General features: G+C 42.0%; 17 protein-coding genes. 5 read left to right on the top strand and 12 right to left on the bottom strand.

Translation table 11 applies throughout. The features are described 5' to 3' along the window. Positions 1 to 11: 11 nt before the first annotated feature. Both ACSSTM_RS09895 and ACSSTM_RS09890 read left to right on the top strand, forming a co-directional pair. Positions 12 to 8,207, top strand: coding sequence for an amino acid adenylation domain-containing protein (locus ACSSTM_RS09895; RefSeq protein ID WP_437404154.1), 8,196 nt, complete (start codon positions 12 to 14; stop codon positions 8,205 to 8,207). 6 nt (positions 8,208 to 8,213) lie between these two features. Next, complete coding sequence (locus ACSSTM_RS09890; protein ID WP_034664131.1) at positions 8,214 to 8,954, top strand: thioesterase II family protein; 741 nt, start codon at positions 8,214 to 8,216, stop codon at positions 8,952 to 8,954. Between the two features lie 28 nt (positions 8,955 to 8,982). On the opposite strand, the gene ACSSTM_RS09885 is transcribed toward ACSSTM_RS09890, so the two are convergent. From ACSSTM_RS09885 to ACSSTM_RS09860, 6 genes are all read right to left on the bottom strand, one after another. Continuing rightward, the gene (locus ACSSTM_RS09885) at positions 8,983 to 9,522 is read right to left on the bottom strand and encodes a hypothetical protein (RefSeq protein ID WP_034664129.1); all 540 of its coding nucleotides are present in this window, start codon (positions 9,520 to 9,522) and stop codon (positions 8,983 to 8,985) included. Positions 9,523 to 9,542: 20 nt separating this feature from the next. Then, positions 9,543 to 10,076, bottom strand: a complete 534-nt coding sequence (locus tag ACSSTM_RS09880) for a stage II sporulation protein M (RefSeq protein ID WP_034664127.1) — start codon at positions 10,074 to 10,076, stop codon at positions 9,543 to 9,545. Beyond that, a complete protein-coding gene (locus ACSSTM_RS09875; protein WP_034664125.1) occupies positions 10,033 to 10,722 on the bottom strand; it encodes an ABC transporter ATP-binding protein in 690 nt (229 codons plus the stop codon). The genes ACSSTM_RS09880 and ACSSTM_RS09875 overlap by 44 nt, the downstream gene beginning before the upstream one ends. 8 nt (positions 10,723 to 10,730) lie before the next feature. Next, positions 10,731 to 12,152, bottom strand: coding sequence for a hypothetical protein (locus ACSSTM_RS09870; RefSeq protein ID WP_034664123.1), 1,422 nt, complete (start codon positions 12,150 to 12,152; stop codon positions 10,731 to 10,733). Between the two features lie 67 nt (positions 12,153 to 12,219). Then, positions 12,220 to 12,519 carry a hypothetical protein gene (locus ACSSTM_RS09865; RefSeq protein WP_034664121.1) on the bottom strand — a complete coding sequence of 100 codons (300 nt, stop codon included), beginning with the start codon at positions 12,517 to 12,519 and terminating at the stop codon, positions 12,220 to 12,222. Positions 12,520 to 12,890: 371 nt separating this feature from the next. After that, on the bottom strand, positions 12,891 to 13,805 hold the full coding sequence (locus ACSSTM_RS09860) for a DMT family transporter (RefSeq protein ID WP_034664118.1): 915 nt from the start codon (positions 13,803 to 13,805) through the stop codon (positions 12,891 to 12,893). A 130-nt stretch (positions 13,806 to 13,935) separates the two neighbouring features. On the opposite strand from ACSSTM_RS09860, the gene ACSSTM_RS09855 reads away from it, so the two are divergent. Then, positions 13,936 to 15,273 (top strand): PLP-dependent aminotransferase family protein, encoded by a 1,338-nt coding sequence (locus tag ACSSTM_RS09855; protein ID WP_106038512.1) that lies wholly within the window; start codon positions 13,936 to 13,938, stop codon positions 15,271 to 15,273. Here ACSSTM_RS09855 and ACSSTM_RS09850 read toward each other — a convergent pair. From ACSSTM_RS09850 to tcyA, 5 genes are all read right to left on the bottom strand, one after another. Continuing rightward, complete coding sequence (locus ACSSTM_RS09850) at positions 15,270 to 15,962, bottom strand: 4'-phosphopantetheinyl transferase family protein (protein ID WP_034664114.1); 693 nt, start codon at positions 15,960 to 15,962, stop codon at positions 15,270 to 15,272. The genes ACSSTM_RS09855 and ACSSTM_RS09850 overlap by 4 nt on opposite strands. 186 nt (positions 15,963 to 16,148) lie before the next feature. Beyond that, positions 16,149 to 16,793: a YczE/YyaS/YitT family protein gene (locus ACSSTM_RS09845; RefSeq protein ID WP_034664112.1), complete on the bottom strand. Its 645-nt coding sequence runs from the start codon at positions 16,791 to 16,793 to the stop codon at positions 16,149 to 16,151. A 144-nt stretch (positions 16,794 to 16,937) separates the two neighbouring features. Further along, on the bottom strand, positions 16,938 to 17,681 hold the full coding sequence (locus tag ACSSTM_RS09840) for an amino acid ABC transporter ATP-binding protein (RefSeq protein ID WP_106038513.1): 744 nt from the start codon (positions 17,679 to 17,681) through the stop codon (positions 16,938 to 16,940). A gap of 12 nt (positions 17,682 to 17,693) precedes the next feature. Continuing rightward, positions 17,694 to 18,386, bottom strand: a complete 693-nt coding sequence (locus tag ACSSTM_RS09835; protein WP_034325166.1) for an amino acid ABC transporter permease — start codon at positions 18,384 to 18,386, stop codon at positions 17,694 to 17,696. After that, positions 18,373 to 19,188, bottom strand: coding sequence for a cystine ABC transporter substrate-binding lipoprotein TcyA (tcyA, locus tag ACSSTM_RS09830; RefSeq protein WP_003213831.1), 816 nt, complete (start codon positions 19,186 to 19,188; stop codon positions 18,373 to 18,375). The genes ACSSTM_RS09835 and tcyA overlap by 14 nt, the downstream gene beginning before the upstream one ends. A 325-nt stretch (positions 19,189 to 19,513) precedes the next feature. Here tcyA and ACSSTM_RS09825 point away from each other — a divergent pair, with 325 nt between their 5' ends. Further along, a complete protein-coding gene (locus ACSSTM_RS09825; protein WP_420735105.1) occupies positions 19,514 to 20,947 on the top strand; it encodes an amino acid permease in 1,434 nt (477 codons plus the stop codon). Between the two features lie 45 nt (positions 20,948 to 20,992). Here the strand turns inward: ACSSTM_RS09825 and ACSSTM_RS09820 are convergent, their stop codons facing one another. Continuing rightward, the gene (locus ACSSTM_RS09820) at positions 20,993 to 22,486 is read right to left on the bottom strand and encodes a peptide MFS transporter (RefSeq protein ID WP_034664107.1); all 1,494 of its coding nucleotides are present in this window, start codon (positions 22,484 to 22,486) and stop codon (positions 20,993 to 20,995) included. A gap of 262 nt (positions 22,487 to 22,748) precedes the next feature. Between ACSSTM_RS09820 and ACSSTM_RS09815 the strand changes: the two genes are divergently transcribed. Beyond that, a complete protein-coding gene (locus ACSSTM_RS09815; protein WP_095285963.1) occupies positions 22,749 to 24,533 on the top strand; it encodes a right-handed parallel beta-helix repeat-containing protein in 1,785 nt (594 codons plus the stop codon). Positions 24,534 to 24,658: the final 125 nt, after the last annotated feature.

Raw genomic sequence — 24,658 nt, 5'->3', positions numbered from 1 at the left:
GGAGAAGAACGATGTTAGTTAGTAGACGAAAAGGACATGCAGCAAATCATATCGTCAGAATCAACGGAAAACGAATCGATCTCAAAGCATTAGAGCAAGTCATGATGCTTCATTTTCCGCTAAAGGAATGTGTGTTAATCCCTAAGAAAAATCAAGAAGGCAGCCTCTCGCTTGTGCTATTTGCACAGGCGAAGGACCCTTCGCTGACAAGAGAGGACTTGATGAAAGGCCCGCTTCATCCCTATGAAGTACCAGCCGCTCTCGTCTTATTGCCTTCCTTGCCAAGGGCAGAAAGTGGAGCCATCGATACAGAAGCATTGCTTTCGATTGACATCATAGATGAAGAGGGTTTAAGAAAGATAGAAGAGCGTACGAAAGCCATAGATGGAGTGGAGGAAGCGGCCGCTCTCATTGAAAGTCAGACAGAAAAACAAATGCCTTATCACCTAGATGACCTGTTTCCTAATCGACAGCGTGCGCAAGGGAACGTATCGATCTCGAAGGATGAAGCGGGCGAAACAAAGCAAGCATCCGCTCATGAAAAGCCGCCAGCACTTGTGTATGGCGGGGATGTCATCAAAAAACCAGGCACACCTGTCACACTGACAGAGGTGCTGATTCGATCAGCCTTTATGTCACCTGACCGCGGGGTGACCTATATCAAAGAAGGCGGGCGCACATTGACCCAAACCTATCCTGAGTTACTCACAAACGCAGAACGGGTTCTGTCTGGTTTAAGGAAAGCAGGGCTGACAAATGGCGATCAAGTGTTACTTCAATTAAAAGATCATCATGATTTCATCACCGTGTTTTGGGGCTGTATTCTCGGTGGCATCATTCCGACTCCAGTCTCTGTTCCGCCTGTTTATGATGAGATGAATCAAGGAGTGAACAAGCTCAAGGGCGTGTTTCAGCTGCAAAATGAACCGTTTATTATTACAAAAGAAGCAAGTGCTGAAGACATTGCTGGGCTGCGTGAGACATTTGAGGCAAAAGAAATACCTATTTTAACAGTAGAAACATTGCTTACGTGTGAACCGGATGAACAGCATTATGAGCCAGAGCCGGATGAGCCTGTGCTTCAGCTGCTGTCTTCAGGAAGTACGGGTGTGCCTAAGTGTATCCGTCACAACCATCAAAGTATTTTATCTCGGATCATCTCCTTTGAGCAGACAAATGGCTTTACGCATGAGGATGTGTCGCTTAACTGGATGCCGCTTGATCATGTAGGAGGCATTGTCATGTTTCATGTGCATGACGTCTACCTTGGCTGCCAGCAGATTAGTCCATCCATCGATCAATTTATCGAGCGGCCGATGGTGTGGCTGGATTGGGTAGAAACATACGGCGTCACAAGGACATGGGCACCGAATTTTGCTTTTGCCATGATGAATGAATATGAGGACGACATTCGCAAGGGGAGCTGGGATCTCTCCACACTGACTTATATTATGAATGCAGCCGAAGCGGTTGTTCCAAAAGTGACGCAGCGCTTCATGCATATCATGGGTCAGCACAGATTAAGCCGCCATGCGATGGTGCCGGCGTACGGCATGTCTGAAACATCCTCAGCCATTGTTCAATCAAAGAAATTCATGCGGCATGATGATCAGGATGGACAGCTGACGATTGATCAGACCTCGTTAACAGGTGAAATTCAATACGTGACGCAAGATCATCCGCACAAGATGACGTTTACAGAAGTCGGCGTACCTATTCCGTCTGTATGGATTCGGATTGTAGATGAACATCATCATGTGCTGCCAGAAGATCAGGTCGGACGCTTACAGGTGAAGAGTCCAACGATTATGATGGGCTATGATCAAAATGAGGAAGCCAATCAAGAGGTATTTGCGGAAAATGGCTGGTTTCACACAGGGGATTTAGGGTTTATTCATGAAGGGCGTCTTGTTCTGACAGGCCGGGAAAAGGACATCATCGTCATCAACGGAGCCAACTATTTGAATTACGAAATTGAAGCGGTTGTGGAAGAGGTGGACGGGGTTGAAGTCACCTTTGCCGCTGCGTACGGCATTTACAATCCCGAATCAAGCAACGACACGCTTGCCGTCTTTTTTGTCTCGCAAAAAGATTCAATAGAGGAACAAATCACGATGATTCAGCAGATTAGAGAGGCCATCATCCGAAAAATCGGGATAGAGCCTGATCACATCATTCCGGTGAAAAAAGACCAATTTCCGAAAACAGAGAGTGGGAAAATCCAACGTGCCCAGTTAGGTGCAGCGCTAAAAGAGGGAGTATTCCGCGACATTGAAAGGGCACTGGATCTTGCTTCTGAAAATGAACAAACACTCCCAGATTGGTTTTTCAAACGCACTTGGGCAAAGGAGCATATTGGTCCGTCTCAGCCTTCTGCTGATCATGTACTCGTTTTCGAGGATGAAAAAGGGCTGTACCAATCACTTTACGCACAATTTGAACAAAGAAATCAGTCCTATGTTTCTGTGAAAAAAGGGCGTGAATTTTTGCGTTTGTCCAAAGGGATGTACCAGATGAATCCGAGAATCAAGGGGGATTACGTCAGGCTCGCTGCAGCACTTGAAGCAGATGAATTAAAGACAGGGCAGGTACTCCACCTGTGGAATGTGACAGACAAAGAAGCCATCGTTGAGCCTGCGCAGTTCAAAGAAATGCATGCGAGTACCAATCAATCTATTTTGTACTTGTATCAAGCTTGGAGGCAAGAAAACAAAGAGCCAGTCCGGCTTGTCGTGGTGACAAAGGGTGGTCAATTTGTAAGCCCTGAAGACGATCTTCATGTGGAGAAAACGTCGCTCGCTGGTTTATTAAAAACCATCCCGCAAGAATGGGAAGGAGCAGAGGTGTCCCATATTGATATTGAAGCGGAGCGTGTGGAACAGGATGCAAAGCACATTGCTGAAGAGCTGTCAGCGATTCATATAAAAGCAGAGGTGTCATACCGAAACGGGCACAGGTTCGTACCAAAGCTGGAAAAAGTCAATATGATGAAAGCACCTCAAACAGAAGGGTTTTTAGAATATGAAGGTCTTTATTTGCTGACTGGAGGTCTTGGCGGTATTGGATTTGAGCTGTCTAAACAGATGCTCCAATTTGGCCTAAAGCTCGTATTGATTGGAAGGACTTCTCTGGAAGACAGCCTGGAAAAGAAAGAGGCGTTCTCACAGCTAAAAGGCCTCGGTGATGTCATCTATGTACAAGCGGATGTGACCAATTTAGCTGACGTCGAGCGGGCGATTTACAAAGCAGAAAAACACTTTGGTCAATCCATCCGGGGCGTGCTGCATTTAGCCGGGGCTGGCAATGTGTCAGAGCATTTTCAGCATGCGGATAAGTATGCATTGGCTCATACGTCAGAAGAGGATTTCACAAAGGAGCTGTCAGGGAAAGCAGACGGAGCGTTTGTCCTGCAGGAAGCCTTCAAGCATGACCCGGCAGTACCACTCGTCTTTTTTGGATCGGTGAATGGCTTTTTTGGCGGCACAACATTCGGGGCATACTCTGCAGCCAACAGCTTTTTAGATGGACTTGCGCACGCTCTCACCTTTCAAGAAGGAAGACGGGCGATCTCTTTGAACTTCAGCATGTGGGATAATCTTGGTTTGTCTAAGGGACATACCGGCGCAGCGCTAACCGTCCGCAAGGGATTTCAATTGATTGGAAAGAAGCAAGGTCTCCATTCATTAGGTCTAGGTGCCCGGCTGAATGAAGCGCATCTATTTATCGGACTAGACGGAGCCAATCCAGAAATCGCTGAGTATCTTCAGCCAGCACCAATTCCGACTTTTGAGAAAAAGCTTTTTTACACGGTTCAGTCTGGCAAAGAAGTGCATGTTGAAGATATCGCAGGCGTAACAAAAGGTGACTGGGATATTCAGCAAGTACAGGAAATACCGAAAAAACAAGATGGCTCTATTGATCATGAAGCCCTCAAGCTGAATCATCACAAAAATGGACAACCCCTTGAAAAACAATTGCCAGAAACGAAAACAGAGCAAATTCTTGCTGCCATATGGGAGGACATTTTAGACGTAGATCGTGTGTACAAAGAGGATCAATTCTTTGATCTTGGCGGGCATTCATTAAAGGCGACTCAAACTATTTCTCGGATCAATCATGAATGTTCAATCAAGGCGCCTTTAAAAATATTATTTGAAAGTAAGCATCTGGCCCATCTGGCGCAAATGGTTGATGACATCAAAGGGGCACCGGCTGTTCAGGAAGCCAAGATTCCAAAGCTTGAAAAGCGAACAAGCTATGAGCTGTCACATGCTCAGAAGCGCATTTGGTTCTTATCCACATTAGAAAAGAGCCATCATTACAATATATTAGGTGCTTGGAAGCTGACAGGACAACTGCACATTCAAGCGTTAACAAAAGCGATCGGTCTCTTAACGAAACGTCATGAAGCACTGCGTGCAACATTTAAATCGCTTAGGGGCAAGCCAGCTCAACTGATACGTGAAGACCTTCCGCCATCCGTCACAGTTGCGAATTTCTCATTATTTAATGAAAAAACGAGAACGAGAAGACTCAAGCAGCTTATTCAGCAAGAGGCAAACCGCGTCTATGATTTAGAAAGAGGGCCTCTTTCACACTGGACGATTGTGGATATGGGCAATGAGGAATTTTATCTTCTTTGCGCGCAGCACCACATCATTTCAGATGCATGGTCGCTCAGCCTGCTCATTCAGGAGTTAGAAGTGGCATATGACGGGCTTCTTTCAGATGAATCGCCGCAGCTCCCGGCGCTGGAAATCGAATGGACAGATTATGTTCATTGGGAAAATGAGCAACTAACGCATCATCAAGCAGACCAAACCTATTGGCTCGATACCTTACAAGGTGAACTTCCAGTGCTAGAGCTGCCATTTGACCGCCCTCGTCCGCCGGTTCAAACATTTAACGGCGCTACAGAGCAAATCGTCTTGGAAGAACCGCTTATCCGCCGTTTGCAGGCTTTGTCCAAGCAGCAGGGCACAACGCTGTTCATGACGATGCTGTCAGCGTACTACGTCCTGCTTCACAAGCTGTCCGGACAGACAGATATCATCATTGGCTCGCCGATCGCAGGGCGAGATGCCAAACAATCAGAGAAGCTCGTTGGGATGTTTGTGAATACACTTGCGCTGAGGCAGGATATCTCCACAGCAGATACGTTTGCTGATGTCCTGGAAAACGTGAAAGAGATGACGTTAAAAGCATTTGAGCATCAGCGTTATCCATTTGACAAGCTTGTCGATGATCTTTCGTTGGATAGAGATTTAAGTCGATCGCCTATTTTCCAAGTGGCCATGGGGTATGTAACAGATTCGCTCAATGTAAATCTCAAAGGGCTGACAAGTGAACATGTGATGGTCCATCATACAGTGTCTAAATTTGATCTCACCCTGCATGTATTTGAACAGGGAGATCAGCTGTCGATCCATGTGGAATACAATACAGATTTATTTGATCAAGAGACCATCCATCGTTATATGAATTATTATCTTCATCTGCTAGATGGTATGACGGCTCAGCCTGAACGTACATTTTCTGACTATTGCTTAATGGACAAAGCGGAACAGGCCGCCATGATCATAGGAAAAAACCAAACGGCTACATCATATCCAAAACGGACCCTTCAAGAGCTGTTTGAAGAACAGGTGCAGCGTGATCCGCACCGTATTGCCTTGTCCTATTTGGAAGAGCACATGACTTATCAAGAGTTGGATGAGAAGGCGACACAGCTTGCTGCTTACTTGCAGTCTAAAGGAGTTGGACCAGGTTCACTGGTACCGATGCTTTTTGATCGTTCCTTTGACATGATTGTCTCGGTGCTAGGTATCGTCAAGTCTGGTGCTGCGTATGTTCCGATGTCACCTGAATATCCAGATGCACGCATCCGCCTCATCGTTCGCGATACGCAAAGTGATGTGATCATCACTCAGTCTCATTTTGCAAGTCGTCTAGTAGACTTTACAGGTACAAAGATTAACATGGACAAGCCGTTATCAGAAACAGATGCAGTGTATCAAAGAGAACAATCGATCATAGGGGAAGCCCAGCTGGCCTATGTCAACTACACATCAGGCTCAACAGGTACACCAAAAGGCGTGATGCTCCCTCATGCAGGAGTTGTCCGCCTGGTTAGAGAAACAAACTATATTGAACTAGGTCCAGATGACAAGATGCTTCAGCTCTCAAACTATGCTTTTGATGCCTTTACATTTGAATTATGGGGAATGCTGCTGAATGGCGGTCAGCTGATTCTGATCCCAAAATATGCCGCACTGAATATGGATGAATTATCACGGTTGATCAAAACGCATCAAGTGACAGCCAACTGTCTGCCAACCGCCTTATTCAATCGGCTGGTGGAGCACGATCCAAAAAGTGTAGCAGGCTACCGCACATTACTTGTTGGCGGAGAAGCGATGTCTAGTGAGCATGCACGAAAGGTACTCCCGCATATGGAGGGTGTGCTCATCAATGCTTACGGTCCAACAGAAAACACGACTTTAGCAGCAACACATCAAGTCACGCACATGCCAGAGGGTGCAAGATCAGTTCCAATTGGTGTCCCGGTATCGAACTCAACTGTCGTCATACTAGATGAAGCGCTCAACCCAGTGCCAGCAGGCGTCAAAGGAGAAATCTATATCGGCGGAACAGGGCTGGCAAAAGGCTACCTTCATGATCCAGAGCGGACGCAGGAGCGTTTTATTGACAATCCATTTCCTGAACTAGAGGGAGACAAGCTGTATCGTTCAGGTGATCTTGGTACATGGCGCTCAGATGGCACCATTGAATATCTCGGCCGAAAAGACAACCTCGTGAAAATTAGAGGCTACCGGATTGAATGTGGGGAAATTGAAACAGCTCTCCTCAAGCATCCGCAAGTAAAGGAATGTACAGTCATCGCCAAAACGTATGGCAGCTCTAAACGGCTGGCAGCCTACCTTGTCACAGACGGGGAGAATCCTGTTCCGGGCTGGAAAGCATTTTTGCAGGAAAGCCTGCCAGGCTACATGATTCCAAGTTACTTTATTGTAATGGACGAAATGCCAGTCACAACGAACGGAAAGGTTGATCAAAAAGCACTGCCAGAGCCGACAGAAACGATCTCTCTTTCCCAGGGGGATGACAAACCAGTCACCGAAACGCAGGAACAAATTGTCACAGCTTTCAAGGAAGTGCTTGGTGTCAAACAAGTAGGCATGCATGACTCCTTCTTTGATTTAGGCGGCGATTCGATTATGAGTATCCAGGCTGTTGCCAAATTAAAAGAAAAGGGGATTCGTGTTGATCCAAAATGGATTTTCATGCATCCAGCACCTGCGCAGCTAGCCGCACATTTGGACGCAATTCCAGAGGCCGGGGAGCATGTCGAAAGGTCTCCGAAGGACTATGTGATTGAGCTGAAAAAAGGCGATCCAGCTGAACCGAGAATATTCTTTGCACCGCCTGCCGGTGGAACGGTCATGGGCTATATCGATGTTGCTAAGCTGATGACACATCAAGGCGCTGTTTATGCCATGCAGTCTCCTGGCTTATATGAGGATGAAGAACCGCAATTCCTCCATTACACAGAGCTTGTCACCATTTTTATTGAAGCCATTGAGACCTTCTATCGACCAGGCATTGACTATCTAGCAGGGCATTCAATGGGCGGGCATCTTGCCTACGGAATGAATCAGCGGCTCTGCCATGCAGGAAAAGCGCCGAAAGGATTGATCATTTTAGATACGGTGCCAGTGCTAAGAGATGAGGCAGATCAGGCGCTCCATGCCGATATGAACGAAGAAGAAGTGAAAATGCTTGCGCTTGTCCTAGGAATGGGAAATCTCGTCGGCATCCAGCCAGAAGCATTACAAGGGCTGAGCTTCCAAGAAGTGAAACAGACAATACTCAAAGAGGCAGAAAAGGATGAAGTGGTTCATCAATTTATGAATGATCAATATTTAGATAAATATTTGCAAATGCAAACGCATAATACGATCATGTCACAAGCCATTGAATTAGAAAAAGAACCATTCCCTGTGCCGTTTTATATTGTACAAAGCAGTGATCACGCCATCGATTTCCAGAAGAAGTTCTCAGACTGGGAGGCTTATACGAAAGGGTCGTGCTCGTATTATCACATCAAAGGAGACCATGTCACCATGATGAAAAGGCCGCAGGCAGATGAACTGGCACGGATTCTTCAAACGATTATAAAGGGGTAAGGACGTATGAATCAGTTATTTAAAACCTTTGAAAAAAAATCAGACCTTATTCAGCTTATTTGTTTTCCTTTTGCAGGCGGTTATTCCGCCTCGTACCGCCCGCTCTTTGAACAGCTAAAAGGCTCTGCCGAAGTAACAGCAGCAGAGCCCCCAGGGCATGGAACCAATCTCATGCCGCTCGAAACGAGCATTGACCAATTGGCTGAGCTGTACAAAGAAGGGCTTACAGGCAACCTGAACCGCCCATTTATCCTGTTCGGACATTCCATGGGAGGACTTGTCGTGTATAGACTGACGCAGCTGCTAGAAAAGGAAGGGGTCTATCCTGCAGCAGTTGTGATCTCGGCCATTCAGCCGCCGCAAACAAAACGGCAGATCCTGACCCATTTATCCAATGAAGCATTTGTTCAGCATATTGCCGAAATGGGCGGGATTCCAAAGGAATTATTAGAGAACAAACCAATGATGGATTACTTTACGCCGTCCTTACGTGCAGACTACCAGGCACTGGAAACCTTCCAGCACAAAGATCAATCCGTCATCGAAACACCCGTTTATTTATTCAATGGAACACAAGATGAAAAATGCATGCAAGATGCAAACGGCTGGCTGCCATGGGCAAAGACCATCAAACGCACCAATTTCGATGGAGGCCACATGTACATCAACACACACCTCGAGCACTTCGCAGAACAGATGAGACATGTGATTGACCTTGCAGCCAAACAACAATTGATAAAGAAATAAGAAAAAACGGCCCATATTGGGTCGTTTTTTACTGAGGAAGAATACTTGAAAACGCTGATATGGCCAAAGAAAATAAGAATAATAATACGAATGGGATGTAAAATTTATAACTTCTATTTTCTTGATTTTTCACGTAGGAATAGCACCATACACTAAATGAGACTATAACAAAAATATTAATATTCCACAAAAATGGAATTGTGATCGTGTGTTCAGCATTAGGTACATTAAAGAGGTATAAAATAATGACAATCAAGTTACCTATTAAGATGAAATAGTAAGATAATACCCCTCTTTTAAATATACTTTTATAGGAATCTTTTATTCCAAAAATTATAAAGCTTAGAAAAATGATTAATGAAAAAAATAAAACTTCTACTATAGGCTTGAATACTTCTCCAATAACAGCAAGAGAAATACCTATCCACTTACTAAATTCAATTATATCTTGATTTCCTTCAAGTTGCAGCTCAAGTAGATTTTTATTTATTTCATCCATTTTTAATATAGAAAGGATAAAAGCTATAATACCAGAGAGCATACATACTAATAAAATGTGTTTTTTCATAATAACACCCTTTAACAATATCAAATTTTTATGAAATAAAATTCAATAATAGAAGCAATAAATAAAAAGAAAACCCCGGTTATGAGCTGACTGAAATAGATTTTCCCTTTTGTTTTAAAAGAGATTTTGTCTTTAGATAGTATATACCGCATAATTTGCCTTGATATATCAAATGAGACAAAATAAAAAAGAAACAACCCGACAATTTCCACCGGAGAGTGGAAAATAATATAGTATAGTGCTATGTCAATTCCGTATATATACGTATACGATATGAAAAATGCACCTAGGAAAAACCCATTTAAAAAAATAATAATACTAGATAACAAGCCTAAACTAACTATTCCAGAAACTAATATAAGAAGTGACACAAAAAGGTTATTAAAGAAAATTTCTTGATAGCTGTCAATATTTATGTTGTTTTTAAAATCAATACTATCTATAAATGTTGAAGCAAAAACACTTAAACTAAAACCTCCTAAAAAAAATATAATAAAAACTAAAAAATTTTTAAGATAATTTTTCAAAAAATTTCTTTTCGAGTTGATCTTCATGAAAAGTCACTCCTGAAGATTTTTTTTCTGAGTGAATAATAGTACCATTATCAATAAAAAGGATTTCATCGCATAAGTCTGCTGCAAATTGAATGATATGAGTGGAGAGCAAAATGATTTTGTTGGCTTCTTTGAAATTTCTTAAATGTTTCTTCATGTCAGCCATGTTTGTAGGATCCAAACCTGTAAATGGCTCATCTAATAAAATAATGTTTGGATTATGTAATATTGTTAGAATAAAGGACATTCTTTGTCTCATTCCTCTTGAAAGAGAAGAGGAACGCCGATGTGTTTGCTCTTCTAATCCATAGTTACGCAACATCTCATTGATCTGGTCATTTTCTAAAGGTTGTTCTACAAGCATAGATTGATATTTTACCAATTCAAAACAAGTTAAGTTTTCAAATAGAGTTGGATCGTCTTCCATATATCCTATAGATGAGAAATTTTGCTTGCTATGATTTATCAATATTTGGCCTTCATCAGGTTGTATTAATCCAGCTATCATTTCTAGAATAGTAGTTTTTCCAGCACCGTTTTTACCTAATAAGCCAATTATTGAACCTTCTTTGAAATGCATCTCAGAAATCATAACTTTAAAGTTAGAATCTTTATATTCTTTAGTTAGATTATGAAGTGATAACATACAATCCCTCACTCAAATAATGTTTTAAATGATTTGTAGTTTTTATTTATTGTTCTATCCCAAAATCTAATTATTAAAAATATAATAATAAGTGAACTAGTGACCATAACGATATTTGTTACAATAAAATATACTGTGCTATAGGATGAAATTACTGATAAAGCTAAAATGAAACCATAACAAATATTTAAAGTCAATTTACTAAGGGAACTAGGAACTTGATAAACAAATTCCCACTTGAAATATGGAAATACGACAGTAGAACCTACAGTGCAAATAGCTACAAGTATACAGGTGTTTACTAAAGTGATTATCACGTATACAGGCTCATCTAGTTTTATTGTGAAACTTGAAAAAATGGTGTATAAAATACAAAACAACAAATGTAGTATGATAGATAAAATAACCTTATTTTTGATTTTATTTTTAACTAAGTTAGGTAATTTTCGTTTTAAAGGGAGAATGGGACCGTCAATATCAAAAGAAACATACGGTTGTATTGCATTTGATATAAAAATCATAGGAAAAATAACACTAAAAATAAATAAAAAATCATTTTCTATATTTAATGTTTCAAGTTGGTTCGTATTAACACCATAAAGAATTAAACCAAACAGTCCCCCGGATATTGTTAATATAAATAATAATACTGACCATTGAATAGGGGGATTTCTCATGAGGAGTGTAATTTCATAAAACAATATATGATTAAATTTTCTAGATGTCCCTTTTTGTTCTTTCGCTTTTTTCTGGAAATGGAAAATTGGCACATTACGAACGTTTCTTCTCCAATAAATCACTAAAAGTATACTAATGAATGTGAAGGCTAAAATAATATATATTGAATAACTAGATAAAGAACTTTTTAATAAATTGAATTTGAATACAGTGAATACCCAAAGTGCAATGAGACCTGTAGTTATATATCCAATAGTTGATGAAATTGCGAAAAATTTGGTGTTTGAAAGTAGTAACAATACATGCAATCTAAGTAGGTAACCTAAGATGAAAGAAGTGATGGCCAGAGCTGCTAGTGTTAAAGATCCTTGAAACCCATGTATACTTAAATTTGTTAAGTAAGAACCTAGAATGAAGAATAATAATCCAACCATAATACTAAAAAACTTACTCATATCTTTACCGAAAATATATTGATCTAGCTGGAGTTTTAAAATAGCCATCTGTTTTTTATCTGAAGAGAAAAGTATCCTCATTAAACTCTTATCAATATTTACTGTGAACATTAATATAAACAACGATAAATAGATTATTGATAAATTTTTAACTAAGTAAGTAGTTAATACACCTAGTAATAGGGGAGTAATTATGTATAAGAAAGAAAAAAATACAAAAATGAGAGCATTATTACGTTGATGTCTTCTTAAATCATTGATTAACAAGATTTTTGTGTATATTAAATATTTATGCATTTACAACACTTCCATTTTAAAGGTGTAAAGAGAAGGCGTTTACACCTTCTCTATAAAAATTCATTTTTTAGAAAGCAATAGCGTATTTAACCCCATATTTTCTAGCATAACTAATTACTAGAGAGGCAATAGCACCAAGTCCAAAAGTACCTAAGACAGCAGCAATAGCACCAACTGTACCAGCAGCATTTAGAATTGCACTAATAGAAGTTAATGCCCAAGTAGGTATTTGAGGATAGTTTGCTGCTAGATTTGCAAAAGGTGTGACTGGTTCAAGAGTCAATAAAATCATAGTTGTTAAAGTTAAAGTGAAAATAAGACTCAAGCCTAGGATTGCGAACAATCTATTTTTTAAACCCATTTCCATATTTAACACCTCCACCCTTGATTATATACCCATATTATACATAAAAAGGATTTTAGATAAATAGGTTTTTTATACTGTATTTTCCATTATAATGGAAAATTTAGATTTATTTTGATGAAATAACAGGACTGATGGCGAATTTATTCAGAAAATAACACCTCATAAACTTGTATTTTATTAATTTGATAATGATAATACTTCAGTAACTATCTATGAAGTGCGAAGTAAATAGAACCATTATGTAATTCTAACTATTTTGTTACAATATTTCTCGCTTGGATAAATAGAGGAAGGTGCATTGACCTGACAAGCAATCAACACTTCATCAGACATTAAAAAAAAGCGGTCCTCGTTTGAGAGACCGCTTTTTCTTATGAATTCCGCTTCTTCACTACATTCCCGCCAATCACTCCGCCAATAACCAGCACACCTCCGATGAGATGATACCAATCGATTGTTTCATGTAAAATGAGAACCCCAGCGGCGACCGTAATAAACGCAGATAAATTGTTAAAGATGCTGACTTTTGCCGCTTCAAGCTGAGAGAGGGCATAGTTGGATAAATATGCCGTGAGAAGTGAAGAAAGAATGCCTAAAAAGAGCATTGACCATACAAAGGATGCTTGTGTAAATGGGCTGAAAAATTGCGGCATTGTCCCGTTGACCGAATGCCGAATGAGCGCAGCGGCATTGAAGAAGACAAACCCAAAGAATGTCATCACGAAGGTGAGTTCAATCACATGGAAGCGCCGTGTAATCACCCGGGCAAATACACTATATGCACTGGAGGATAAGGCTGAAAGCAATATCAGCACATAGCCGATCATGTGTGAATGCTTTACATCAATTCCTTTCATAACAAAGAGAAGCATCACCCCGCACACAGAAAGAATGGTAAACAGCACTTGTATCCATGTCGCGCGTTCCTTTAAAAACCACGCGGCCAGCACCATCGTCAGAATGGGAATCGTTGCCTGGATAATACCAGCCTCTGACGAAGAGGTATACATCAGCCCCCATACTTGAAAAGCAAAAAACAACACAGGGTAAAGCAAGGAAAACGGTACGATGTAGAGAAGATCACGCCATTGAATAGAGAGACGGTTCTTCTTTCGTAAAAATGGATACAGCAATAGTGCGGCTGCAAAAGAAATCGTAAAGCGGTGTGCCAATAAATCGATCGGATTTGCTGATTCTAATGCAATTTTGACAAACAAAAATGAAAAACCAATAATCGTGGCGTAGCCTATCGCGGCAGCATACGCTTTCTGTTTTGAAATGTTCACAAGTTGACTCCTTACACGAGCATGCATGCTTCAGATGAATTGACCGGTTCTGTTCTTCTATCGTAATCGGATCATCTAAGGTGTACAATAAGAGAACATGATATCTGTACCGGTACAAGGAGGAAGCGGTGTGAGGAAATATGATCAGCTTATTCTCAGCTTAAAAGAGAAAATGGCGTCTGGTGAATACAGTGCTGGCATGAAGATCCCTTCCATTCGCCATTTAGCAACTCAATATGCAGTGAGTAAAAGCACTGTCATCAAAGCGCTGGCTACATTAGAACGTGAACATCTGCTGTATTCTGTAGAAAGAAGCGGCTATTATGTTGTGAAAACGAAGCAGTCGGCGGGCAAACAGGACAGCACATGGATTGATTTTGCTTCATCTGCACCTGATCCCGTCGTGTTTCCATATGTCGATTTCCAGCACTGCATCAACCAAGCCATTGATTTGTATCAAAATGACTTGTTTATTTACGGCACAGCCAACGGATTACCATCGCTGCTTCCAGTCATTTCTAAGCGATTAATGGATTATCAAGTATTTGCAAATCCAGAACAGATCGTCATGACCTCTGGTATTCAGCTGGCGTTATCCATTTTAAGCACCATTCCTTTTCCGAATGGAAAACAGACCATACTAGTCGAACAGCCTGGCTATCACCTATACCTCCAATATTTAGAGAAAAATCAACTGCCCGTGCGGGGGATTCAGCGGACGGAAAAGGGAATTGATCTTCAGGAATTGGAGCGTATCTTTCGAGAAGAGGAGATTCGTTTTTTCTATACGATGCCAAGGTTTCAAAACCCGCTTGGAACGAGCTTGTCAAAACAGGAGAAAAAAGCGATTGCAGCTCTTGCCGAGAAATATGATGTCTATATCGTTGAAGATGATTATATAGCCGATTTAGAATTCGATGCAAAAAGAGACCCGATCTATTCATACGATCAGGCGGGTAAGGTCATTTATTTAAAGAGCTTCTCCAAAATTATCTTTCCGGGACTTCGAACAGGAGCAGTCGTTTTACCTGAGGAACTGATTGGACCTTTTAGTGAACACAAACGGCTCATTGACATCGACAGCTCCATGCTGTCACAGGCAGCCTTAGAAATATATTTAAAAAGTGGGATGTTTGAACGGCATCGAGAAAGAATGCAGACAACCTATCGCAACCGATCCAAACAGCTGGTGACTTGTCTGAAAAATGATCAAATCGCTTATCAACTGGGAGAAGAGGGGCCAGCTACTCATACACATGTACGTGTCGATCGGTCGATTCCGATGAATCAGCTCATTCAGCACCTAAAAAAGGAATCTGTTTCCATTCAGTCAATCGACCGCCATTACCTGTCAACCCATCAAAAAGACCCCATTCTTCAGCTGAACATCTGGCATGTGAAAGAAGAGCAAATCACACGTGGAGTCGATTTGCTAAAGACAGCATTTCAGCAAATTGGGCGATATTAAAGGCGGGACAGCACATCTCTGCAAGAGAGTATCTCAACACTTTCAGCCGCAGCAGGCTTTCGTGTGCACACCGCCATTTGGTAGGCAGGATCGAGTGAGTATGTTTGAACAAAGCAGGGCGCTTCATGATCAGGTAATATCAACGTCGCCAGTCCATCCTCTGACAGACGGGCTGTAAAGGACGAAAGACCATAAGATAATCCCTTTCCAGTCAGCTTGATAAAGGCCTCCTTCATTGACCATAAATGAAAGAAGTAGGCTTCCTGCCGTTCTGCCGGTTGTGAAAGTAAATCCTCATACTCATCTGCTGAAAAAAATCGTTTAGCAATCGCTAGATCAATCGGTTTGATCTCCTCAATATCAATACCTACAGGTGCATCATCTATTGCGCATACGACCCAATCACCAGAGTGAGAAAGATTAAAGTGAAAAGAAGGAATGTGCCGGACGAAAGGCTTGCCGTTGCCCTCTGTTGCAAAAACGATTTGATCAATAGGCAGATCGTACATATCATGGATCATTTGACGAACCAGCACCTCACCTAACAGGGTCCTTCTTGCATCGACCAAAAAACGAAAGCGCTCAGCCGCAGCACGCTTTGCAGGTGATACAAAAGGTTTCAGGCAATCGATTTGTTGTCGTGCACCTATTTCATCTAAGTGTAGTAATTGGATAGCAAATATCTTCATAACGAACCTCAATTTTTTACATTGATTGTAACATTGGAGAGCGCTGGGAAAAAGGGAAACAGGCCTCCTTTTCACTGAAAGCCTAAAATGACAGATGTAGGCTTATTTGATCTTATGAATATAAGAAAAATCTGTTTATTTATTTCAGCACAAGAAAAGCCATTCTTTTTGTAGAATGGCTTGTTCTTATCTGATAAGCGTTTGAACAGGTTTCTCTGCTGTTTTAGTAATAAGCAGCTGCAGGAGCCGTGTAGACTGCGGCAAGGAGAAACGAAGGACGATACCTGTAAAAATAGCAGTCAGAATCGTGCCAATGCCAATCGGTCCGCCGAGCATCCATGCAAATAAAAGCACTGTTAACTCAATGCCATTTCGAACCCACTGCACGTTCAATCCTGTTTTCGCTGAGATGAGCAGCATTAATGAATCTCTTGGCCCGGCGCCAAGATTGGCTGAGACATAAATGCCAACACCATACCCTGATACCACAACGCCTGTAATAAACACATATAAAGCGGGTAAATACCCATGTGGTGCAGGCAATACCGCATTAAAGAAATCTATAAACACGCCAATCAGCACCATGTTCAGTAATGCGCCGATCTTTGGAAATGATTTCGTAAAAACAGAAGTCAGTGTCACAATCAGTGCACCAATAATGATGGACCACTGTCCAATCGTGAGTCCAAAGTGCTGAAACAGTCCGTAGTGGAAAGCGTCCCAAGGACCAATCCCAAGAATCTTTCCTTTCACTGTCAGCGATAATCCAAAAGCTAGTACGATCAATCCAACAAAATAAAAAAACCAACGTAAAAGATGTTCCCGCTTCAAAAGCATTCCCTTCTTTCTTAAACACTCGAATTCAATCGTAACATACTCCCACGCCCCTTTAAATGGCTTTGCTCAATTGTAATCGCTTACTTTTAAAAATATGAAAAAAGGCTGCTCTCATCTCATGAGAACAGCCTTTTTTCATCATACTGGATTCAAAATCCGGTTTAAGAATTGTTTTGTTCGTTCTTCCTTCGGTCGTTTGAAGATTTCTTCCGGAGGGCCTTGTTCGACGATGACGCCGCCATCAATAAAAATCACTTCGTCTGCCACTTCTTGGGCAAACTTGATTTCATGTGTGACCACTACCATGGTCCAGCCTTCTTTCGCTAGATCCTTCATGACCTTTAAGACTTCCCCGACAAGCTCAGGGTCAAGTGCAGAGGTTGGTTCATCAAAAAGCATGAGCTCTGGCTGAATGGCAAGTGCACGGGCAATCCCGACACGCTGCTTTTGACCGCCTGACAGCTGGAATGGATACAGATCTTTTTTATCTTCAAGACCGACCTTTTGCAAGAGCTGGATGGCTTCTTTTCGAACCGTTTCCTTCGGACGGCGCTGTACTTGAACAGGACCTTCCATCACATTTTCAAGCACTGTGCGGTGTGGGAACAGGTGATAATCCTGAAACACCATTCCTGATTTCCTGCGAAGCTTCAGCAGGTCAGCTGATTTATTTTTTTTCGAAAAATCTATCGAGAAATCATCGAAGGTAAAGGAGCCGCCATTTGGTGTTTCAAGTGCATTTAAACAGCGAAGCATCGTTGTTTTTCCTGAACCTGATGGACCGAGAATGGCCACAACCTGCCCTTTGTTGATTGTAAAATCTATTGACTTTAAAATCTCATTTTCACCAAAGGATTTCTTTAGACCTTTGACTGTTAGCATGTCGTTCCCTCCTTACCTTGCGACATATCGATCAAGTCGTTTTTCAATTTGATGCTGAACGAGCGATAGAATGAAGCAGAATACCCAATAGATCAGGGCTGCTTCCATATAAATGAACAATATCTGATCCAAGTTCGCTGCAGCAATTTCCTGAGACTTACGGAAAAGCTCTGCCACGAGGATTTGGGAGGCAAGAGATGTATCCTTCACCAAACTAATGAATGAATTAGATAGCGGCGGAATCGATACACGCACAGCCTGCGGTAAAATGACGCGGACGAGTGTTTTACGATGCGTCATCCCGATCGAATAACCAGCTTCCCATTGTCCTTTTGGAACAGACAGGACGGATGCACGGATAATTTCCGACGCATACGCACCTACGTTTAATGAAAAAGCAATAATGGCACTTGGATATGGATCCAGTGTGATATTAAATGTCGGAAAGAAATAGAAAATAATAAACAATTGCACAAAAAGCGGCGTTCCGCGAACGGCCGACACATAGATGGAGAAAATCCATCTGAGGGCTTTGATTTTAGACATTCTAGCAAGAGCTGTCACAAGCGCGATAAAAATACCAATGATAAAGGCAATGATGGCGAGGGGAATTGTATAATAAATCCCCTGCATCACCATTGGCCAAAAAGATTGCTGAAGAAGATCCCAAGGAATGACGACTCCCAGGGTATTACTTTGTAACATCTTCACCAAACCATTTCTTAGAAATCTTTGCGAGTGTACCGTCTTTTTTCATTTCTTTTAATGCGCCATTCACTTTGTCAACGACTTCGCCGCTGCCTTTTCTGAATGCAAAGTAAGTTTCTTGAGGATCTCCTGTTTCAAATGCAACTTTTAGGTTTTTGTTACCGCTTGTTTTCAAGTAATTCAATACAGCCAGCTTGTCATTGAACGTCAGATCAGCACGTCCTTGCTGAATCAATTGAATGGATTGTGCAAGACCTTCAACGCCTTCAATTTTAGCACCAGCATCTGTTGCTAGCTTATTGTAGTTACTCGTTAATGATTGTGCTGCTTTTTTGCCTTTTACATCAGATAGTTTCTTGATGTCGTTGTTATCTGATTTTGTCACAACAATGGCTTGAGACGTTGTGTATTTGTCAGAGAACTCATATTGATTTTCACGTCCAGTTTTACCAACTTGGTTCGCTACCACGTCAAAACGTTTTGAATTCAGTCCAGCAAACATGCTGTCCCATTGTGTTTCTTTGAATTCAGGTTTTAAGTCAAGTCGTTTTGCTACTTCTGTGATGACTTCTACATCGTAGCCAGTTAATTTATCTGTCTTTTTGTCATGGAATGTGAAAGGAGCATAAGTACCCTCTGTTCCGATCGTCAGAACACCTTTATCCTGAATGGATTTCCAAAGGTCACCTGATTCCTTAGACCCAGATTGTTTATTCGCGTTGTCGCTTGCACCAGATCCACATGCCGTGATCAATGCAACACAAGCGCCTAACATAATGGCAAAGAACATTTTTTTCATTTTATTCCCCACTTTTCTTGTTGGTATTTACAACATATGATCTTACAGAGAAGCAACCTAAAAGTAAAGCATTTGAAACTAGCTTGAGCGAATCTCACCAACTTTATGCCCGCAACCCATTTCTTTCAAACCTCTCACGTCTATAAAGCCTCTCATCTTTTATTTGTGCGAACATTACTAAAATAAAGACTTTGAGACAGTGACCATAGAAGGAAGAATATTTATTATAAAAGATGTATAATTAGTAGGTTGTTTTGAAAATGGAATGAATCACATGGAGACATGTTTTGATAACTGAGCATCTTAGAAGAAGGAGGGCATCATTGTGGATGTTGGACAAAATCAGCCCGAACAACTGAAAAGGGCGATGACCTCCCGCCATTTATTTATGATTTCACTTGGCGGTGTCATTGGGACAGGCTTTTTCTTAGGAACGGGCTATACGATTGGACAAGCAGGGCCAGTTGGAGCCGTTCTTTCTTATATTGTGGGTGGATTGATTATGTATTTAACCATGCTCTGTCTTGGAGAGTTGTCGGTCGCACTTCCTGTGTCGGGGTCGTTTCATACGTATGCGACGAAATTTGTCAGCCCTGCAGCGGGTTTTGCTGTCGGCTGGATTTATTGGCTTGGCTGGGCGGCAACGGTCGCCCTAGAATTCTTATCAGCAGGACAGCTGATGAGGCGCTGGCTCCCGCAAGTGGATGTGTGGATTTGGTGTCTCATATTTGGACTGTGTCTTTTCTTATTAAATGCCCGATCGGCGAAAGCGTTCGGGGAGTCGGAGTTTTTCTTTTCAACCATTAAGATTATTGCGATTTTACTCTTTATAGGTGTAGGCGGAGCGGCGATGTTTGGTTTTATTGAAACAACGAGCGGAGCACCTGCCCCTTACTTCAGTCATTTTGTGAGTGATGGTTTGTTTCCAAATGGATTGCTCGCCGTTGTGGTCACGATGATCACCGTGAACTTTTCATTCCAAGGAACAGAGCTGATCGGGATTGCAGCAGGAGAAAGTGAAAACCCTGAGAAAACCGTTCCTCGTTCGATTCATCAGACTGTTTGGCGTACACTCGTCTTTTTCGTCTTATCAATCTTCGTCTTAGCGGGTATGGTGCCTTGGAAGGAAGCGAGTGTGCTGCAAAGTCCATTTGTTACTGTATTTGAGAGAACGGGAATTCCTTTTGCGGCAGACATCATGAACTTTGTCATTATCATCGCTTTATTATCTGTTGCCAACTCTGGCTTGTATGCATCGACGAGAATGCTGTATTCCTTATCGAAGGAAGGAATGGCAGGAAAAGCATTTAGACGCGTGAATCAGCGCGGTATTCCGATGAATGCCTTACTGCTCACGTTCCTGTTTACAGGGATTTCGCTATTATCCGGGTTCTTTGCAGAGAAAACAGTATTTGCCTGGATCGTGTCCATTGCCGGCATGAGTGCCCAGACTGGCTGGATCACCATTACATTATCACAGATGCTTTTCCGCAGAAGATATCTTAAAGCAGGCGGAAAGCTGGAAAACTTAAAATTTAAAACCCCTCTCTATCCGGTTCTGCCAATTATTGCGATTACACTCAACACAATCGTTTTAATCAGCCTTGCCTTTGATAAGGAACAGCGCATTGGGTTATATGTCGGCGTCCCTCTCATGATCATTGGGTATGTCGTCTATCACCGCTATGTGAAAAAGCATCAGGCGAAAAGTGAACCGCTTAAGCTGCAAATTCATGGAGATGATGAGATTCGGTTTTAAACGATGAAAAAGAAGCCAACCCAATCGGGAGGCTTCTTTTTTTATTTAATGAATGCCTTTCATTGCTTTCTTGATCACTGGTGTTAAGAGCAGCATCACACCGCATAAAACGATGGCAAGCATTCCGATGATACCGAAATAGACGGTTTCTGGCACTTTATCAAACAGTTTGACCACTTGCGCATTGATCGCCTGTGCCATCGCATTTGAAAGGAACCAAAGGCTCATCGTTTGCGCTGAGAAGGCAGCAGGTGCAAGCTTTGTTGTTGCTGACAGCCCAACTGGTGATAAGCAGAGCTCTCCGATCACGACAAGGAAGAAGCTCAGAACAAGCCATAATGGGCTCACAAGTGTATTCGAACCAGACATGTAGGCAGGAATGATCATGATGATGAAGGATAATCCTGCAAATAGAAGGCCAAGTGAGAACTTAATCGGGGTAGACGGCTGTTTCTTTCCAAGTCTAATCCACAACCAAGCAAACACAGGAGACAGCAGCACAATAAAGATTGGGTTCAATGATTGGAACCACGAAGAGGCAAGTGTCATCCCTAGGAAATTCAAGTTTGTTCGTTGATCTGCATATGTGGCTAAAATGTTTGAGCCTTGTTCTTGAATTGCCCAGAACATCACCGCAGCAAGGAACAATGGAATATAAGCGAGAACCCTGGATTGCTCCACTGGGCTCGTCTTTTTACTGAAATACATGACGATGAAATACACAATCGGAATGAGCACACCAAGCACACTGACAAACCAAGTGAATAGATTAATCGTGAGTGCGCCTGTTTGAATGCCAATGACAACAAAAACAGCGAGCACAATGATGATCAATGTTCCGAAAATTTTGAAGTTCTTGCGTTCAGCAGCTGATAACGGATTTGTCACATAAGTGCCGGCAAGACCAAGGTTCGGTTTTTTCGTGATCACAAATGTAATAAGTCCAACAAGCATCCCAACGGCAGCAAGTGAGAATCCGAGGTGGAAGTTCACTTTTTGACCGAGTGTTCCGACAATTAATGGGGAAATAAAACCACCCATGTTGATGCCCATGTAGAAAATACTAAAGCCAGAATCCCTGCGAGGGTCCGTTTTGGTATACAGGTCGCCAACAATGTTTGAAACGTTCGGCTTCAAAAGACCCGTCCCAATAATAATCAGTCCCATACTAATAAAGAGCGCTGTTGCTCCGCTTGGCAAAGCTAAAATGACATGTCCAAGCATAATGAAAACCCCGCCATAAAAGACCGTACTGGACGAACCGAATACTCGATCGGCAAGCCATCCTCCAATAATGCCTGACATATAGACAAGCGCACCGTAGACAGACATGATCGAATTGGCTGTCGTCTGATCAAAACCAAGACCGCCCTTTGTCACCTCTGTGTACATATAGTAAATAAGCAGTGCACGCATGCCGTAATAAGAGAAACGCTCCCAAAATTCTGTGAAAAACAGTGTGTAAAGTCCTTTAGGATGTCCAAAAAACCCTTTTTGAGGAACACTTTTAACAATTTTATCGTGGTCAATTGTAGACATGGCATAGATCCTTTCTTAAAAAAAGAGATATGAGAAAAATGATATTCTTGTATAGTTCTTGTGTCAATATAAAACTATTCTAAAACAGGAAAATGTTAGTTCAATAGGCGTAAAGACTCAAAAAAATGAAACATTCTTTCAAGTGGGAATGGTCAGAAAGTTATATCGAAAAATTTACTTAAAATTTGAAGAATTGTACAAGCAAACCTTTTACACATGCATAGGATGACAAGAGGACTTGTGTGAAAAGGAGGGATTTAGGTTGGGGGAATTGAATGAATCTGTTCTAAAAAAACCTGTTGTCAATGTACAAGATTTTGGTGTGATTGCGGATGGGGAAACGGACTGTACAGCGAGGCTCAATGAATGCTTAGAATGGACGAAAGCACAGGGGTATTCCCACGTCTGGCTGCCGAGCGGCACGTATGTAATCGATGCAGTGTACAGAGGTGATCGATTTTTTCCTTTCCGAGGTGCAGGCATACGGGTGCCAAGTCATATGTACATTGAGATGGCGCCGGATGCCGTGATTAAGGTAAAACCAAATGATTCGTGGGGGTATGCGGCCTTTTATATAGGAAAGGTTCAGCATGTGACCATCAGAGGCGGGCGAATCGAAGGGGATCGTCATGAGCATGTGTACAAGTCGCTTCCCCCTGAACGAAAAACCCATGAGTGGGGCTTTGGGATATGTATTGAAGGGGCCTCCCATGTGGAAGTGAATCGTGTGCAAATCAAGAATTGTACGGGAGACGGCATCATTGTAAGTCCCCACGGTTTATTATCACAAGCTGAATCGTACTCGCCTGCTTCATCTATTCATATTTCTGGCTGCCACATCACAGATTCAAGACGAAACAATATCTCGATTACAGGCTGTGATGGGGTCATTGTGGAGGACTGTCTGCTGGAGAGAGCAGGAGTAAACGGAGTCGAGCCGAGAATGGGTATTGATATTGAAGGCTACGGAGAAAACGCAGTTAATATGGAGGAACCGCTGAATATTCAAATTCGAAACAACATTGTAAGAGGTGGTGCTGCAAGTTCCATTTATAATTTCAACGGCTATGGTGTCATCATTGAAGGCAATCATACAGACAGCAGTATCTCCTATGGCTTTGCCACCGAAACAATCATTGCCAACAATTTGATCCGTGCAGTGGGAGGAGGCGTTACAAAAGCAGGAATTACGAGCTTAGGTGTCTCTCTTGGTCAAACGGAAAACAATGTGATCATTATTGGCAATATGATTGAGGGATTTGAAAAAGGGATTGATGTGAGGGGCGACAGCGTTCACATTACAGGAAATAAGATCAGTCTATTTGAAGATGCGGCTGTGTCCGTTTATATGGCGAATCGTATTCTAATAGAAGGAAATCATATTGAATCGGGGACGAATACAGGGCAAAGAAGCGCAGCGCTGCGTATCTATCAATCGGATAGCGTCGTCTTTTCAAACAATACAATCTACTCGGTGATCGATGGGGCGATGGTGAGAGGAACGAATATCCTGATCCAGCACAATCAATTCAAAGATTTCAGCAGAGGGATATGGGTGCAGGAAGGGGAAGCTGGAATCAATGGCAACCATTTTATTCAAGAAGGACACCCAGAGCTTGCGTCTTCGTATACGATCAGTATCACTGGGAATGCAAAGGCTTTCATCTGGCAGAATCGCTTTAAGCACTACCAAAATTACGCCTTATACAGCAGCACGACGGGTCCATTAGAAATTAAAGATAATTCCTTTGAAGAAACATCTTTATATGTGGTGATGTATATTAAAAATGGTTCACCGCAAATTGGAGATAACCGCTTTTATTTAAATCGTTCGTTCGGACAGCCGACGGCGATCTTTATCGATCAAGCCGCCTCAGCCCGTGTGCTGCGGAATAACATCATTAATTTATCTCCTCAAAAAGCGATTGCCGTCCGCACTATATCTTCCACTCATTCCGTGATCGCCCATAACATGCTGGAACGCAGCCAATTGGTGACACATACCACAGACCGGCTCATCGGAAATATTGAAATCGACACACCATGATGAACAGGTGAAATCCCTAATTTTGGAGGTTCAGAAGGCGGTTGACAATCCTGTAAAAAGGGCATATAGTAATAATTATTTTTCATTTTTCGCAACATTTGCCCTTTTTTTATTGATAAAACCGA

Source organism: Bacillus sp. RK1064 (assembly GCF_051488405.1).
Classification (GTDB): Bacteria; Bacillota; Bacilli; order Bacillales; family Bacillaceae; genus Bacillus.
This window is presented reverse-complemented; position numbering and strand designations above follow the sequence as displayed.

Coding starts and splice junctions, on each gene's coding strand:
- ACSSTM_RS09895 (WP_437404154.1), top strand. CDS start 12: ATGTTAGTTAGTAGACGAAAAGGACATGCAGCAAATCATATCGTCAGA.
- ACSSTM_RS09890 (WP_034664131.1), top strand. CDS start 8,214: ATGAATCAGTTATTTAAAACCTTTGAAAAAAAATCAGACCTTATTCAG.
- ACSSTM_RS09885 (WP_034664129.1), bottom strand. CDS start 9,522: ATGAAAAAACACATTTTATTAGTATGTATGCTCTCTGGTATTATAGCT.
- ACSSTM_RS09880 (WP_034664127.1), bottom strand. CDS start 10,076: ATGAAGATCAACTCGAAAAGAAATTTTTTGAAAAATTATCTTAAAAAT.
- ACSSTM_RS09875 (WP_034664125.1), bottom strand. CDS start 10,722: ATGTTATCACTTCATAATCTAACTAAAGAATATAAAGATTCTAACTTT.
- ACSSTM_RS09870 (WP_034664123.1), bottom strand. CDS start 12,152: ATGCATAAATATTTAATATACACAAAAATCTTGTTAATCAATGATTTA.
- ACSSTM_RS09865 (WP_034664121.1), bottom strand. CDS start 12,519: ATGGAAATGGGTTTAAAAAATAGATTGTTCGCAATCCTAGGCTTGAGT.
- ACSSTM_RS09850 (WP_034664114.1), bottom strand. CDS start 15,962: ATGAAGATATTTGCTATCCAATTACTACACTTAGATGAAATAGGTGCA.
- ACSSTM_RS09840 (WP_106038513.1), bottom strand. CDS start 17,681: ATGCTAACAGTCAAAGGTCTAAAGAAATCCTTTGGTGAAAATGAGATT.
- ACSSTM_RS09835 (WP_034325166.1), bottom strand. CDS start 18,386: ATGTTACAAAGTAATACCCTGGGAGTCGTCATTCCTTGGGATCTTCTT.
- tcyA (WP_003213831.1), bottom strand. CDS start 19,188: ATGAAAAAAATGTTCTTTGCCATTATGTTAGGCGCTTGTGTTGCATTG.
- ACSSTM_RS09820 (WP_034664107.1), bottom strand. CDS start 22,486: ATGTCTACAATTGACCACGATAAAATTGTTAAAAGTGTTCCTCAAAAA.